This window comes from Deferribacter thermophilus (assembly GCF_049472675.1).
Taxonomy (GTDB): Bacteria; Chrysiogenota; Deferribacteres; order Deferribacterales; family Deferribacteraceae; genus Deferribacter; species Deferribacter thermophilus.
In genome coordinates, this window is sequence record NZ_JAPNXM010000015.1 from 18,519 (window position 1) to 33,342 (window position 14,824).

General features: G+C 32.8%; 12 protein-coding genes and 1 pseudogene. 4 read left to right on the forward strand and 9 right to left on the reverse strand.

All coding sequences use genetic code 11. From position 1 onward, the window contains the following. Positions 1-18 precede the first annotated feature (18 nt). Both OWM07_RS10530 and OWM07_RS10535 read left to right on the forward strand, forming a co-directional pair. On the forward strand, positions 19-1,086 hold the full coding sequence (locus OWM07_RS10530; RefSeq protein WP_423303696.1) for a carboxylate-amine ligase: 1,068 nt from the start codon (positions 19-21) through the stop codon (positions 1,084-1,086). Next, positions 1,083-2,603, forward strand: coding sequence for a gamma-glutamyltransferase (locus OWM07_RS10535; protein WP_423303697.1), 1,521 nt, complete (start codon positions 1,083-1,085; stop codon positions 2,601-2,603). The genes OWM07_RS10530 and OWM07_RS10535 overlap by 4 nt, the downstream gene beginning before the upstream one ends. 3 nt (positions 2,604-2,606) lie before the next feature. Here OWM07_RS10535 and OWM07_RS10540 read toward each other — a convergent pair. From OWM07_RS10540 to OWM07_RS10565, 6 genes and pseudogenes are all read right to left on the reverse strand, one after another. Beyond that, positions 2,607-3,940 (reverse strand): annotated as a pseudogene (locus tag OWM07_RS10540) (TRAP transporter large permease). Beyond that, positions 3,937-4,428, reverse strand: a complete 492-nt coding sequence (locus tag OWM07_RS10545; protein WP_423303698.1) for a TRAP transporter small permease subunit — start codon at positions 4,426-4,428, stop codon at positions 3,937-3,939. The pseudogene OWM07_RS10540 and the gene OWM07_RS10545 overlap by 4 nt, the downstream one beginning before the upstream one ends. Beyond that, positions 4,425-5,402, reverse strand: a complete 978-nt coding sequence (locus tag OWM07_RS10550) for a TRAP transporter substrate-binding protein (protein ID WP_423303699.1) — start codon at positions 5,400-5,402, stop codon at positions 4,425-4,427. Before OWM07_RS10550 ends, OWM07_RS10545 begins: the two co-directional genes overlap by 4 nt. A gap of 49 nt (positions 5,403-5,451) precedes the next feature. Further along, positions 5,452-7,017 carry a hydantoinase B/oxoprolinase family protein gene (locus OWM07_RS10555; protein WP_423303700.1) on the reverse strand — a complete coding sequence of 522 codons (1,566 nt, stop codon included), beginning with the start codon at positions 7,015-7,017 and terminating at the stop codon, positions 5,452-5,454. Between the two features lie 9 nt (positions 7,018-7,026). Next, the gene (locus OWM07_RS10560; RefSeq protein ID WP_423303701.1) at positions 7,027-8,994 is read right to left on the reverse strand and encodes a hydantoinase/oxoprolinase family protein; all 1,968 of its coding nucleotides are present in this window, start codon (positions 8,992-8,994) and stop codon (positions 7,027-7,029) included. Continuing rightward, complete coding sequence (locus OWM07_RS10565; RefSeq protein WP_423303702.1) at positions 8,994-9,899, reverse strand: GntR family transcriptional regulator; 906 nt, start codon at positions 9,897-9,899, stop codon at positions 8,994-8,996. The genes OWM07_RS10560 and OWM07_RS10565 overlap by 1 nt, the downstream gene beginning before the upstream one ends. Before the next feature lie 383 nt (positions 9,900-10,282). Here OWM07_RS10565 and OWM07_RS10570 point away from each other — a divergent pair, with 383 nt between their 5' ends. After that, positions 10,283-10,744 (forward strand): GNAT family N-acetyltransferase, encoded by a 462-nt coding sequence (locus tag OWM07_RS10570; protein WP_423303703.1) that lies wholly within the window; start codon positions 10,283-10,285, stop codon positions 10,742-10,744. Continuing rightward, entirely contained in the window at positions 10,741-11,820 is a 1,080-nt protein-coding gene (locus OWM07_RS10575; RefSeq protein ID WP_423303704.1) for a M20/M25/M40 family metallo-hydrolase, read from the forward strand. Before OWM07_RS10570 ends, OWM07_RS10575 begins: the two co-directional genes overlap by 4 nt. A gap of 303 nt (positions 11,821-12,123) precedes the next feature. Here OWM07_RS10575 and OWM07_RS10580 read toward each other — a convergent pair whose 3' ends face one another. Genes OWM07_RS10580 through OWM07_RS10590 form a run of 3 tightly spaced genes read right to left on the reverse strand, consistent with a single transcriptional unit; the run spans position 12,124 to position 14,628 of the window. Continuing rightward, positions 12,124-12,918: a DUF4384 domain-containing protein gene (locus OWM07_RS10580; protein WP_423303705.1), complete on the reverse strand. Its 795-nt coding sequence runs from the start codon at positions 12,916-12,918 to the stop codon at positions 12,124-12,126. Positions 12,919-12,943: 25 nt separating this feature from the next. Further along, the gene (locus tag OWM07_RS10585) at positions 12,944-13,843 is read right to left on the reverse strand and encodes a caspase family protein (RefSeq protein WP_423303706.1); all 900 of its coding nucleotides are present in this window, start codon (positions 13,841-13,843) and stop codon (positions 12,944-12,946) included. A gap of 59 nt (positions 13,844-13,902) precedes the next feature. Continuing rightward, on the reverse strand, positions 13,903-14,628 hold the full coding sequence (locus tag OWM07_RS10590; RefSeq protein ID WP_423303707.1) for a CARDB domain-containing protein: 726 nt from the start codon (positions 14,626-14,628) through the stop codon (positions 13,903-13,905). Positions 14,629-14,824: the final 196 nt, after the last annotated feature.

Consider the following 14,824-nt stretch of genomic DNA (forward strand, 5'->3'; position numbering starts at 1 on the left):
AAATTGTTATAATTTGGTATGGACTTTAGTTTTAAAAAATGTTCAAGTTTAAACATCGGAATAGAATTAGAACTTTTCATTGTTGATTCTACAACCTATAAACTAAAAAGAGTCAGAGATAAAATATTTGAAGTTATTCCTCAAAAATACAGTAAGTATCTTAAAAAAGAGTATTTTCAATCAATTATAGAAATAGTATCACCTGTTTTTAATAGTCTTGATGAGATTGCACCATTCTTTGACAAAATTTTTAATCAGCTAAAAAATGCAGCAAAAATATATGATGCAAAAATTATAGGTCTTGGGACTCACCCTTTTGCAAAAATCACAGATGCAAAACCTACTCCTGATAAAAGATATGAAAAATTAAAAAACGAATTGCAGATGGTTTTAGATAGGTTTCTGATTTTTGGTATGCATATACATATTGGACTGCCTGATGAGGTAGCAGCTGTAAATGTCCACAACCATACTTTAAAATATATGCCCTTAATGCTGGCACTTTCTACATCATCACCATTTTTTGAAGGTAAAAATACTGGATTACACTCTTATAGAAGCCTCATTTTTGAAAACTTACCAAGAGGTGGTGTGCCAGAGTATTTAGATAATTATGAAGATTTTATCAATTCAACTAAACTTTTATACCACCACAATTTTATAGAAAAATATAACGATTTATGGTGGGATGTGAGAATAAGACCTGATTATGGAACTGTTGAGCTTAGAATATGTGATAGCACAAATAATATTAATAGAATACTTGCAATAACTGCTCTTTATTATCTTATAGCCAAAAATTTTTGCAACAAAAAGTGTGAAAAATTATTTTATCCAGTTTTAAAACAAAACAAATGGAATGCGATAAGATACTCTTTAGATGGCAATTTCATTTTAAATGATAAAAAAGAGAAAATAAACACTTTAATCAAAGCTCTTATAGAAAAACACAGTGATACTATTGATAATAAGTATTTACAAATTATCAATGATTATGCCGAAAATAAAAGTATTTCTTACAAATTAGTGGAAAATTACAATAAGTTTAATAACCTTTTAAATCTGTGCAAATTAGGTGAGATATGAAAAGATTTTTTTGTGCCGTTTCTGCTGGTGATTATCACACAATGCAATCTGCAATATACACTTTAGAAAAAGGTGGGAATGCCTTTGATGCGGCTGTATCATCTTTTTTTACTGCTTGTTTAGCAGAATTGCCCCTCACAAGCCCTGCTGGTGGAGGCTACCTCACATATTTTGACGCAAAAACAAAAGATATCAAATATTATGATTTCTTCGTAAATGTTCCCTCAGAAGATAGTAAAGAGAAAAACTTTTACCCAGTAAATGTTGATTTTAAGTCCGCTGTGCAAACATTTCATGTAGGTTATGCATCCACAGCTGTTCCTGGAAATCTTGCTGGTATTTTGACAATTCATCAAGAAAAGGGGTGTTTACCTTTATCTGATTGTCTTGAGTACCCCATAAAACTTGCAGAACAAGGGTTTTATATAAGCCCTTTTATATCTTATGTGATAAATGACTTATTAGCTCCTATTTTTTTAGCAACCGAGGAAAGTAAAAAGCAATTTGTCATAAATGGAACATTACTAAATGATAAAACCTTTTTTAAAAACTTTGAATACGCAAATTTCCTTAAAACACTTATCAAAAAAGGAGCAGATATATTTTATAATGGGGAACTAGCTGATCAAATAGAATTTATTTACAGCAAAAATGGAGGCTTGTTGCAAAAATCTGATTTAATGAGTTATGCAGTTGAGCATAACACCCCTTTGACCATAAGTTTAGATGGATATGAGCTACATCTTCTTTTTAAATCATCAATAGGAGGGATGTTATTATATTTTTCATTTAAGTTCTTAGAAAAGTATAATCATATTTCTAAAAATTTCCTTTTAGATTTAGTAGAAGTAATCAAAGAAACATCTCTGTTTAGAAATTATTTCTTCAAAGAAGAAAATCTAGATTTATTTATCAATATTTCAAAAGAACATTATTTAGACTTTATTAACAGATATTTGTCTGATAAAAAGGATTTAGGTAATACAACTCATTTTAGTATTGTAGATAAAGACCACAATGCAGTAAGCTGCACCACAAGCAATGGTGAAGGCTGTGGTGTGGTTATCCCAAACACCGGTTTTATGATGAACAATATGCTTGGAGAAGAAGATTTAAACTTTTTCGGTTTTTTCAACTGGCCAAAAAATAAAAGGTTATTTTCCATGATGAGCCCCACAATAATTACAAAAAATGGCGAATTTTATTTAGCTCTTGGTAGTGCTGGGAGTAATAGAATTAGAAGTGCTATTTTAAATACAATTTACAACTTTATTGTAAAAAAATTATCGCTGGAAAAAAGTATAAATTCTCCAAGAATCCATTTTGAAAACAATATAGTTTATTATGAGCAAGGTTTTCCAAAAGAGTTTATAAAAGAGATTGAAGAGCAGTATGATACAGTAAAATTTGATGAGTTTAATATGTATTTCGGCGGAGTCCACGCTGCAGGCAAAGACTTTGCTGCTTCTGATACAAGAAGAAATGGTCATCACAAAGTAATCAAACATTCATCATGAAATTTATCTAATCATCTGATTAGGTAAATATTCAACTATCTGAGGAAACATAGTTATAAGTATTACCATCAAAATCATTATCATAAAAAATGGAAAAGTAGCTCTTAAAATAGTAGAAATATCCTCACCTGAAATCCCCTGTATTACAAAAAGACTAAAACCCACAGGAGGTGTAATTTGAGCTAATTCCACCATAAAAACTAAAAATATACCAAACCATAAAGGATCAAAGCCAGCCATAGTAACTATAGGTAAAACAATCGGTAAAGTCATAACTACCATAGAGATCCCATCCAATATCATCCCGAGAAAGATATACATCAATCCCACAACAAAAATTAACACATAAGGGGATAGATTAAGACTTGCAATATATTCACTTAATGCCCTTGCTATGCCTACAAAACCCACCACTTGAGAAAGAAAAGCAGCACCCATAATTATAAAAGAGATCATACATGTAGTCTTTACTGCATTTAAAAGGGATGTTTTGAAATTTTCCCAAGTTAAATTCTTAAACAAAATGGCAAGTAAATAAGACCCTATTACACCTATTGCAGCAGCTTCTGTTGGGGTTGTAAAACCTAAATAAATACCTCCCAATACTATAAATATTAAAAATACTACAGGTAAAATGTCCTTAGATTGTATTAACTTATCTTTAAAAGAGTATTTTTCATCATCTTTTGGAACAACACTAGGTTTGAAAAGTGTAACTATTATAATATAAGTAGAATACATCCCTGCAAGTAACAGCCCTGGCAAAATACCACCTATAAAAAGCTTCCCTATAGAAGTATCAGACAAGACACCATAAATAATCATAATCAAACTTGGTGGTATTAAAAAACCGAGTGTACCAGCTCCTGCAAGCGATCCTAAAGCTAATCTTTTATCATAACCTCTTTTTGTCAATTCATGTAATGTTATTTGACCAACTGTTGCAGTGGTAGCAGCACTAGATCCAGATACCGCAGCAAAAAGTGAACAAGCAAAAACATTTATGTGAAGCAATTTCCCTGGCACTTTAGTAAGCCAAGGTAGAAGCCCGTTTAACAATTTTGTTGAAATAGCTGTTCTATAAAGGATTTCGCCCATCAAAATAAAAAGGGGTAATGCTGTTAGAGACCAAGAATCTAAACTATTCCAAACCGAATTGGCTATCAAATCCCCAATTTTACTCCAAATAGAAATTGTAGGGGGTAAATTAAATTTGTACAAAAGCATGCCTGAAATTGCAGCAGCAAACAAAGAAAACCCTATCCACAAACCACTCAATAAAAATAAAAACATGATACAAACATAACAACCGATAACAATAATGGATCAGAAATCATTCATCTTCCTCATACTTGAATTTTTTTATTATCTCTGCAATTACCTGTAAAATAAATATAAAATAACCCACAGGTAAGGCAATTTGAGGTAAATATAATGGTGTTTCTGCAATTGTATCAGCCCTCATATCTAAAGAGTATGTATCATAAACCATCATAAAAGAATAATATAATGAAAATATCAAAATAGCTAAAGCTATTAACAAGATAACAATATCAAGATATCGTTGTGTTTTTTTCTTTAATCTTGAAGTTATAATTGTAATTTTAATATGCCCCTTTTCTTTGAAAGTATAAGACAACCCTAACATTACAACAAAAACAAACATATAAGCACTGTATTCATCAGTAATTAATGTAGATTTATTAAATAGTGCACGCAAAAATATTTCTATAACAATAAGTAATACTATCAAAATCATAAATATGGCAGAGAATACGGCACCGATATTCGATGCCGTATCTATTATTTTTAGAACTTTCTTCATTTAATATATTTCTCCAAAACAGCTCTTTCTTTAGATTTTGCTTTACTCATAAACTCATCAATAATTTTCTTAGCTGCTTTATCCATAGCTTTTTCAAGCTCAGGTGTTGGATTGTTTATAATCATCCCATGCTCTTCTAAAACTTTTGCTGCAGAAAAATACCTATCTTTTGAATTTTTCCACTGCATTTCTTCTATCTCTTTTGCAGCTTTAAGCATAGCTTTTTGCTGCTCTTTTGATAAAGCTTTCCAATAATCCAAATTGATTGTTACCATATTGAGTGGAAAAGCATAATAAATATTTGTAAAATATTTTAAAACTTCCCAAAACTTACCATTTTTAGCGGATTCTGTTGAAGTCAAAACAGAATCTATCACGCCAGTTCTAAGAGAAGAATACACCTCACCCCAGGGCATTGAAACAGGGGAAGCGCCAAGCTCTCTTAAAAATTTTGCACCATTTTTATCATAAGTTCTTGTTTTAAGCCCCTTTAAATCATCTACACTTTTAATCTCTTTTTTTGTAACCAAACCACTTGGTGGCCAAGGAGCAGCATATAAAAACTTCTGATTCCATTTTAATGCAGCTTTTTCATAAAGTGGTTTACAATCCTCATAAAGTGCTCTTGCTTCTTTAAAGTTTGAAACAAGTCTTGGTAGAGAACTTATCCCAAATACATGCTCACTACCAGCAACAACACCCATTAAAATATCAGACATAGGAACTTGTGCATCCTTAACCGCTTTTAAAAGCTCTGGGCCCTTAAACCCTAAACTTCCACCTGGATGAACAACTATTTTTACAGAACCATTGGTATACTTTTCCACCAGTTTTGCAAATTCCATTGCACCCTGAGTGTGAAAGCTAGTTGGGCCATAAATAGCATTAAGATTAAGTGTAAAATTTTGAGCAAAAGCAAAAACTGACAAAGATAAAAATGCTAAAATTGACACTAAAAGTTTTCTTACTCCCATAGTAAACTCCCTTCTCTATTTTTTGTGGGTTTATCCACCCACTAATTCCCTATTTACTTTTGCCAAAGCCGCCACCACCCGGTGTTTCTATCCTAATTATATCACCTTTTTTAAGGTTTATATTAAATTTGCCTGGCATTTTTCTTTTATCACCATTAGAAATCACAATGTTTTCACCACACTTTCCAGGCTCTCCTCCATTTAAACCGTATGGGCTAAAAATTCTTCTTTCAGTAAGCATTGTCACTTCGGCATCATTTAACAACCTTATCTGCCTTACAATCCCATCTCCACCTCTAAACTTACCATTTCCTCCAGAGTTTTTTCTAATACTATACTCTTCAACCATCATAGGATATGTAAATTCCAAAGCTTCAATCGGAGTATTTAAAGTGTTTGTCATATGAGAATGAACTGCAGATTCTCCATTTGCAAAACTGCTTGCTCCCATACCTCCACCAATGGTTTCGTAATAAGTAAATGGTTGGCCACTTTTTTCATCAATTCCACCAATTGTAATATTATTCATAGTCCCTTGGCTTGCTGCAGGTATTTCATTTGGTAAAGCTTTTGATAACGCTCCCAACAGCACATCAACAATTCTTTGAGAAGTTTCCACATTACCGCCAGCAACACTAGCAGGAAATTTTGCATCGACTATGCTACCTTTACGAGTTTTTAGCTTGATTGGTCTTAAAAGCCCAGCATTTGTGGGGATATCATCCCTTACCAAAGACCTAAATACATATAGAACTGCTGATAAGGTAATGGAATAAACAGCATTGATGCTACCTTTCACCTGGTCATCACTCTCTGTAAAATCCACCTCCACTTTGTCATTATCTACAATCAGCTTAACTGCAATTTTAATTTTCTCTTTTTCAATACCATCATCATCCATAAAATCTTCAAACTCATAAACCCCATCAGGAATAGCTTTTATCCTATTTTTTAATATCTTTTCTGAATAATCCATCATCCCTTTTGCATATTCTTTTACCATTTGATGCCCATAACTATTTACTAATTCTTCAATCCTCTTTATACCAGTCATGTTTGCCATAATTTGTGCTGTAAAATCCCCCTCTCTTTCATAAGGGGTTCTCACATTATTTAGAAGAAATTTCATCAAAGGCTCAACCACCTCACCTTTTTCAACAATTTTAAGAGGTGGTATAATTAAACCTTCTTGAAAAATTGAGGTAGATAGTGGCATTGAGCCTGCAGTCATACCACCGATATCAGCATGATGAGCCCTATTTGCAACAAAAAATTGAGGTTTATCTTCTCCTAAAAAAACTGGTGCAACTATGGTTACATCTGGCAAATGAGTGCCACCTTTATAAGGGTCATTTAAAATAACCATGTCGCCATCTTTCAAATCTACATTTTCTATCGCTGATTTTACACTCATAGGCATAGAGCCAAGATGAACTGGGATATGTGCAGCCTGAGCAATCATATCACCATTTTCATCAAATATTGCACATGAAAAATCCCTTCTCTCTTTTATATTTGGTGAAAAAGCTGTTCTATTTAATGTAACTCCCATCTCCTCTGATATTGAAATGAATCTATTTTTAAAAACTTCTAATAGTATAGGATTTAATTTCATAACCTCACCTCAAACATAAATTATCAAGTTTTCAAAAGAATCCACCTCAACTGTCGCCTCAGGTGGTATTACTATTGTTGAAGAATATTCGATAACTATAGCTGGCCCATCAAATTTATTACCATATAAAAGTAAATCCCTATCAATGACCTTTGACTTCACAGTTTTACCACCAAAAATAACATCAGTTTCACCTAAAATAGCATTTTTATCTATATCTGCTACTTTCTTAGTTTTCTTTTCAAATTCTGGTTTTTCCATTTTACCTCTTGCTCTAAGTCTTAAATTTACTATTTCAATCGGTTTTTCATAATTTGCATACCCATACAATCTCTTATGATATTCATGAAAAGTATCTACATAATCTTCCGTAAATGGAACTATAATCTCATAAGATTGTCCTAAATACCTCATATCCAAATACAACTCTAATGATATATCTTCTCTCTCTACCCCCTCATTCAATAGGTCATTTACCCCTTGCTCTTCCATATTTGCAAAATATGTTTTCAATTCATTAAAGTTTAATGCTTCTTTCAACATTACGGTCTTTGAATAATCCTTTATTATATCTGATAAAATCATCCCTATTGCGGATAAAATACCTGGATTTTTAGGAACAAGTACTCTTGGAATATGAAGTAATTTAGCTAAAAAAGCTGCATGCATCCCTCCTGCACCACCAAAAGAGAAAAGTGTAAAATCTGAGGGGTTATACCCCCTTTCTACAGAAATAACCCTAATAGCCCTTTCCATATTTGTATTGGCAACTTCTAAAATCCCTTCTGCAAGCTCCACTGTGGTCAAACCAAACTCTTTGGATAGCTTGTCAAAATAAAAGTTTAGCTTTTCTCTATCAAGTTTCATCTCTCCACCAAGAAAGTGGTCAGGTATAAGTCTTCCAAGATAAAGGTTTGCATCTGTAACTGTAATCTGATCCCCTTTACCATAGCAAATAGGTCCAGGGTCAGCACCAGCACTTATAGGCCCCACTCTCAAAGCACCACCATCATCTTTATAGGCAATTGAGCCACCGCCTGCACCAACCGTGTGGATATCTATCATAGGAACTTTTACAGGAAATCCATCTATTTCAGATTCTACAGTTAAAGGCAACTCTCCATTAATAAGTGCCACATCTGTAGAGGTTCCACCCATGTCAAATGTAATTAGCTTGTCAAAACCAGCCATTTTCCCTATTTCAAATGCTCCAACAGCCCCACCAGTAGGGCCAGAAAGAATAGTCCTAACAGATTCACTCATTGCCACTTCTGCAGAAATTACCCCTCCATTTGACTGCATTATTCTGAGCTTGCTCCCCTCAGTTAAATTATCTTTTATATGACTTATATACCTATCCATTTTAGGTGACACATAAGCATTTATTACTGTAGTTGATAACCTTTCATACTCCCTAAATTCAGGTAAAATCTCTGAAGATAGGCAACAATGAAAACCTTTTTCTCTAAGATAATCCCCTACAACTTTTTCATGTTTTCTATTCAAAAATGAAAACAAAAAACACACAGCCACAGATTCTGCTTCCGCAATCTTTAGTTTTTCAGCAATCTCTTCAAGCTGTAATAAATCCACCTCTTTCAGAACTTCACCATTTGAATTAACCCTGCAGTCCAAACCAAATCTCATAGTCGATGATACAAGTGGCTTATTTTTTTGATAGTAGAGGTCATAAAGTTTTTTTCTATTTTGTCTGCCTATATCAATCACATCTTCAAAACCTTTATTTGTTATCAATGCAGTATTTGCACCCTTCTTTTCTAAAATTGCATTTGTAGCCACTGTAGATCCATGTGTAATATTCCCAGGTTTACCTTCAAGAATATAATCAAGCCCCTTTAAAACAGCTTCAGCAGGGTTATATGGAGTAGACAGTAATTTATATACCCCCCATTTCCCATCTTTTTTATAAATAAAATCTGTAAAAGTACCACCTGTATCAACGCCAACAATAATCATCAAAACCTCCTACTCTCAATTACATCTTTAAGCATTTTTATACCTTCTTCATCGTGAAATCTTGAATAAACAACTAAATTTTTCACCTTATTAAAAAGGTCTTTATTCGTATCGTAGATCTGTTTTAAAGTGAGTACATATTTAGCATCTTTAATCAAATTTTGAATTTTTGTTTTTTCCTCAATAGAAACAAATATTAACGAATTAAATTTTCTCATCAATGAACTGTAAGATCTTTCAAATCTCCTCTTCATCTCATCATTAATTGTTATCACTAAGATTATATCACTCGTACTTACCTTACCAAAATTTACTAAAGTATCTATTGGTGGAGTAATTTTCAAAGGGAAGATTTTTACATTACAATTATTAACCTCTTCCAATCTTTTTAAACAGTAATAAGTTGTAACTATTATACAATTATCAAAACTACATTCTTTTAGCCTATTCACAGCATCAGGCAATAAAAGTGGAATTACTTCTCTTTGCAACTGCTCTTCTAATTCTCTTCTTCCCACAAACAAATTATAATACTCCTCATCAACATAATAGATATCTCCAGAATTTTGTTCTAATAGAGCATGATTGAAACAGAAAAACACTTCATCACTATTTAAACCACTATTTATTATTTTGTTTATAATCTTTGATAATTCCCCTTGATAAAGTAATAAGTTTTTTCTTTTGTATAAAAACTCTCTGTTGATACAAAACCCCTTCCCTTTTACAGCAACAAAATAACCTTTTGATTTCAATTCAGAAAAAACGCTTTTTACAGTATTAATATTCACATCTAACTCATCAGCTATCCACTGAAGCTGATAAAACTGATTTTCATCACCAAAAAAGAATATTTCTAATAGTTTTAATTTTACTATTGAAGATTTAGTGTAGTTTTCTAACATGTTTTAATAATAAAATCCGTCTTCAAAATTATCAAGCCAAAAGCTATTGTTATAGACTTTAATTAATCGATATCATAATCAAATACATACTAATGGCACTACTTATTTTCTATAAGTATAATTTGATATTCTTACAAAATGAATTTGAGGATGTTGCACAATAGTAATAGCTTAAGACCTCAGATTGCTTCGCTAAAGCTCGCAATGACGGCATTTTTGGGTCATTGCGAGGCAATAAAAGTTGCCGAAGCAATCTCAAAACTACTTTGTTAGCAAAAACATAATTTACTGTGCAACAGCCTCGAATTTACTAATTAAATACATTGTTGTTTTTTTAATAATAAAACATATAATAAACATGAGGAATTTAATAGAGGGAAAAAATGAGTAACATAAAAATCAGAAATATGACAATTGATGATTTACCAAAAATTTATAGACTTGGAGAAAAAGTATTCACACTAAATAAATACCCAAACCTACATAGAGTTTGGGATGAAAATGAGGTAGTTGAGTTTTTTGTAAATGATAAAGAGAGCTGTTTTGTAGCAGTTGATGAAAATAATGAAATAGCAGGTTTTATACTATCTTATATTATCCATAAGGCATCTATAAGATATGGGTATTTAGTTTGGCTCTGTATTGATAAACAGTATGAAAAACAGGGGGTAGCATCAATCCTTTTTGACAAATTCTTAGAACACATGAAAAATAATGATGTGGAAACTGTAATAGTTGATGTAGAAAAAAGTAATGAAAAAGCCTTAAACTTTTTTAGAAACAAAGGGTTTTCTTCACCCAAAGAACAGATTTATTTAACGCTAAATTTAAAGGATAAAAAATGATTAATGAAAAAAGACTTAAAGAACTTTTTTTAGATATGGTCAATATCTACAGCCCATCAGGCAAAGAAGAAGAGATAATTTCTTATTTAAAAGATTATTTTAAAAAATACAAAGTAGATTTTGAATATCAAGAAGTGGAAGAATCAAGAGGCAATCTAATAATTTTACCCCAAAGTGGCGAAAGTGAGATTGTTTTTGTGGGGCATATTGATACGGTGCCTGCATTTGACTATGAAAACTACGAAGCAGATATTGTTGGTGATGAAATTTATGGGCTTGGTACAGCAGATATGAAAAGTGGCTGTGCTGCGATGATTGAAGCTTTTTTAACCTATAAAGAAAAAGTAAAAAAAGATTTTTCCTGTTCACTTGCTCTGGTAGTAGGCGAAGAAGAATCGGGTGATGGTGCTTTTGAGCTTTGTAGAGCTTATCCATTTGACTGGGCAATCATTGGAGAACCTACAAACTTACTCCCTTGTTTTGGGCACTATGGCTATGTGGAAATTTCCCTTGTAACTTATGGCCAAAAGTTACATGCAGCTGTTTCAAAGCCTGATAAAAATGCTGTTAAGATTATGATGGATGCTATCAATATGATTTTAGACTACCTTGGGCAAAAAGGGGATATTTTATACAATATAAGGGATTTTAGTAGTTCACAATCAGGTTTTGCAAGTCCAAATAGATGTGAAGCCTATTTGGATCTTCACATCCCGATAAAGTATGCTATCGGCTCACTCGTATTTGAAATAGAGGATTTAATCTTTTCAAAATTTGACTCTGAAGAGATAAAACTTTCACTGGAAACAATTCATCACGGTTATGAGCTTTCAAACAAAGCCTCTATGCCAAAATTACTTAAAAACATTTATGAGAAAATGAAATTAGAGTTTAATCCTACCGATTTTAAAAGTGATTCAGATGCACCTATTTTTTGGCAGTCAGGTATAAAACCGATTATTTTAGGCCCTGGAGACTTATCGGTGGCACATACAAAGGATGAGTTTGTAAACTTCAAAGAGATTATCACCGCCGCAAATCTTTACTACAACATCCTAACAAACACAGCAAAATAAACGCTTGAAAAATTCAAATATTAGCAAACGAAATCATTTTACCAGATTGCTTCGCTAACGCTCTCTATGGCAACTTGACAGTCATCGCGAGGAAGCGTAAGCTGACGAAGCGATCTCAAGTGGGACAATGAATAAGAGATTGCTTCGATGACGCTCGCAAAGACGATAGATGGTGGACATTGCGAGGAGCGAATGCGACGATAAGATCTCGATAATTATCAACATGTTAGCCTATAGTGAAATACACTCAAATATTCTACTTTATTCACCGACAATAATTGAACAATCAAAAGTTAGAAATAATTATTTTTCAAACACCTGGTATGGTAAAATGACTTCCTGGACACTTTCAGCTATCTTGCTGTATTTTTTATAAAAATCTATTAAGCTTACATCACTGTCTAACTTAAATAATTTTCTAAAATCTATCTTTTTATTATCAGTTGCAACCACTAAAAATGCTTCCGTATCTGAAGGATGCCCCGGCAGAGTTGACATCTCAAGGTCATAAACTGCATTTTTGCCAGGGAAAACAAACTTTTCCCCTGCTTTTAACTCATGTGCTTTTTCATAAGCATTTGGATAAAGCATAATCACTCTATCATTTGCCATGAGGTTAAATATAGCTATATTTGCATCTTTTTGAGTTTGAATATTGATATACGCCTTATCCCCCTTGATAAAAGTGTGTTTATTTAATTTGGCTTGTAAGCCAACATCCACAATCTTTTTTGATACCATCACGGATGCTTCTATTTTTACTCTGTATTCTGGTATAGGGGCAGCATATTTAGATGGTCTATATTCACCCAAAGGCAACCAAAAAACTTTTTCGTCTATTATGTATCCACTCGAATAAGTCTTTATCAAATCAAGTGTTAGCTCACCTTTTGTCACCACAGTATTTACCGATACTTTTACACCACTTGCATTTTCTATCGCATCGGCTCTGGCTCTCTGCAAAGCTATCATCCGTGCTTGCTCAGCAGTCATATTGACAATGGCACATGAACCGATACCTGTTACCCTTTTTATTTCTCCAGCAAAAACAGAACCTACCATCAAGAAAGTTAGCAAGACAAAGAATAAGTTTCTCATCTAATCAAATCCCTAAAAAGTATATTTATTTTAATACGACCAGTACATCTGATGGTTTCCTCTCAATTAATGGGGTCTGCTCTACACCGTGCAGTTTCCTCGCCTCATAACTTACATTTTCCGATAAATAGTTTTTTAGTTCTAAAACAGTTATTTTCTTATCACGGTTTTTATCAGCTTCACCTTGAATCCCCTTCAAAAACCAGTAAGTAAACATTGAGTGCCCTTTTTCTGGATACCATGTTGATACCTGATTGTAAAGAGAGCTTGCCAGCAAGACAGCTTGAGCTGGCTTTTTATACTCAGATTTCACCTTTAACAAGCCAGGACTCACATTTTTAAACAACATCCCCTTAGCAGAATTTCCAGAAAAACAAGCATCCAATACTATCGTTAATTTTTTGGCGTTTAATCTTTTAAGATTATCATAAAACTTCTGTAATTTATAACCAGTTACCGATAAATATTGAGGATCTGCATCTACTGGGACAAAATAAGCTTCATTTGTATTCAAGTCAGGAGCACCATGACCCACATAATAAATAAACACATTTGATACACCTGGTTTTACATAATTTCTCAACTGACTTTTACTACCATCACCTACACCAAAAATCTGATTGAATTTAGAAAGTGTAGCATCCTCAACATAAATTATATTACCCTCTCTAAAACCAAATGTCTTTATCAGATATCTTTTCACAGTTCTGGCATCATTTTTTGCAAAATCTACATCAGGAACATATTGATATTTAGAGTTTCCTATAACCACGGCCACATCGTATCTGCCTGCCTTTTTAGCTCCCTCAGGGATTTTTGCCTCAACATCGGTGGTGAGCCCAGTGGCTACTACAATTTCTTTATTCTCACTTTCCTCGCTTGCATCTACAACTTTTATAGTCCCAATATTATCAGGGTTATACATCACAAGCTTTATATCTTCAGACTTGCCAAATCTCCCCCTTTTTTCACTAATATTTATTTTTAAGGAATTCTCTGATTATTTTCAATAAGACTGTTTGCATAAATAACAAAAGAAATATCCTTATACGCACCTGGCTTAAGATTGCCGAGATCATATTCAGTCCTTAAATCACCACCTACAAACACATTATCTCCAAGCTCTAAAACAGCTTTTACATTTTCCGCCGGTCCTTTTCCTATATTTTGTATACGAGCTTTTATCTCTACCTGCTCTATAGGCTCTATTTTACCGTTTCTATTACTGTCTGTTATCTTGTAGTCTACAATTTTTAACACTGGTTCTTCAAATTTATGCGTTTTAAAAGCAATACCCACAGGTTTTGGATTGAAGCCGTTTAATTCATTTATCTTCACTATAAATGTCACCTTAGATGTGGGCAAACTCTCATCACTTTTTATGTCAACCTCTTTTACTACGGTAGAGCCTGATGGTATGGTGCCTATATAGATTTCGTCGTCAAAACTTAGCCCTCTGACAAGATTTTTCGTAAAAATTTTAGCTTTTACATCAAAGGTATCACCATTACCTTTGTTTTTTATTTTTAATATAAGTTTACCTGTTTCTTCCGCATCGAGGATTTTATTTCCTGAGGGTTCTTGAAAATCTATTGATACAGAAAGAAGCGGTGGCACAGGAAGCACCTTTAAAGAAAATCTAACTTCTTCGGCGAAAACTAAAAAGTTAATATTTATAAAAATAATAAGAAAAAATAAAAACCTTTTCATAAACACCCCCCGTTTTTTTGATTTTAATCTATACTTTTTGACCTTTCAAGTGTTTTATTATGTAAAGAGGCTGTTGCACAATAATAATTGTTTAAGCACTACAGATTGCTTCGCTAACGCTCGCAATGTTCTATGTTAAATGTCAAGTTTTTTTTAAATATTAGTTAATATTTTACCAGAATAATTTTCATCATAA

Bases quoted from the DNA above. Each gene is read 5' to 3' on its own strand.
- OWM07_RS10530 (WP_423303696.1), top strand. From the start codon at position 19: ATGGACTTTAGTTTTAAAAAATGTTCAAGTTTAAACATCGGAATAGAA.
- OWM07_RS10535 (WP_423303697.1), top strand. From the start codon at position 1,083: ATGAAAAGATTTTTTTGTGCCGTTTCTGCTGGTGATTATCACACAATG.
- OWM07_RS10545 (WP_423303698.1), bottom strand. From the start codon at position 4,428: ATGAAGAAAGTTCTAAAAATAATAGATACGGCATCGAATATCGGTGCC.
- OWM07_RS10550 (WP_423303699.1), bottom strand. From the start codon at position 5,402: ATGGGAGTAAGAAAACTTTTAGTGTCAATTTTAGCATTTTTATCTTTG.
- OWM07_RS10555 (WP_423303700.1), bottom strand. From the start codon at position 7,017: ATGAAATTAAATCCTATACTATTAGAAGTTTTTAAAAATAGATTCATT.
- OWM07_RS10560 (WP_423303701.1), bottom strand. From the start codon at position 8,994: ATGATTATTGTTGGCGTTGATACAGGTGGTACTTTTACAGATTTTATT.
- OWM07_RS10565 (WP_423303702.1), bottom strand. From the start codon at position 9,899: ATGTTAGAAAACTACACTAAATCTTCAATAGTAAAATTAAAACTATTA.
- OWM07_RS10570 (WP_423303703.1), top strand. From the start codon at position 10,283: ATGAGTAACATAAAAATCAGAAATATGACAATTGATGATTTACCAAAA.
- OWM07_RS10575 (WP_423303704.1), top strand. From the start codon at position 10,741: ATGATTAATGAAAAAAGACTTAAAGAACTTTTTTTAGATATGGTCAAT.
- OWM07_RS10580 (WP_423303705.1), bottom strand. From the start codon at position 12,918: ATGAGAAACTTATTCTTTGTCTTGCTAACTTTCTTGATGGTAGGTTCT.
- OWM07_RS10585 (WP_423303706.1), bottom strand. From the start codon at position 13,843: ATGTATAACCCTGATAATATTGGGACTATAAAAGTTGTAGATGCAAGC.
- OWM07_RS10590 (WP_423303707.1), bottom strand. From the start codon at position 14,628: ATGAAAAGGTTTTTATTTTTTCTTATTATTTTTATAAATATTAACTTT.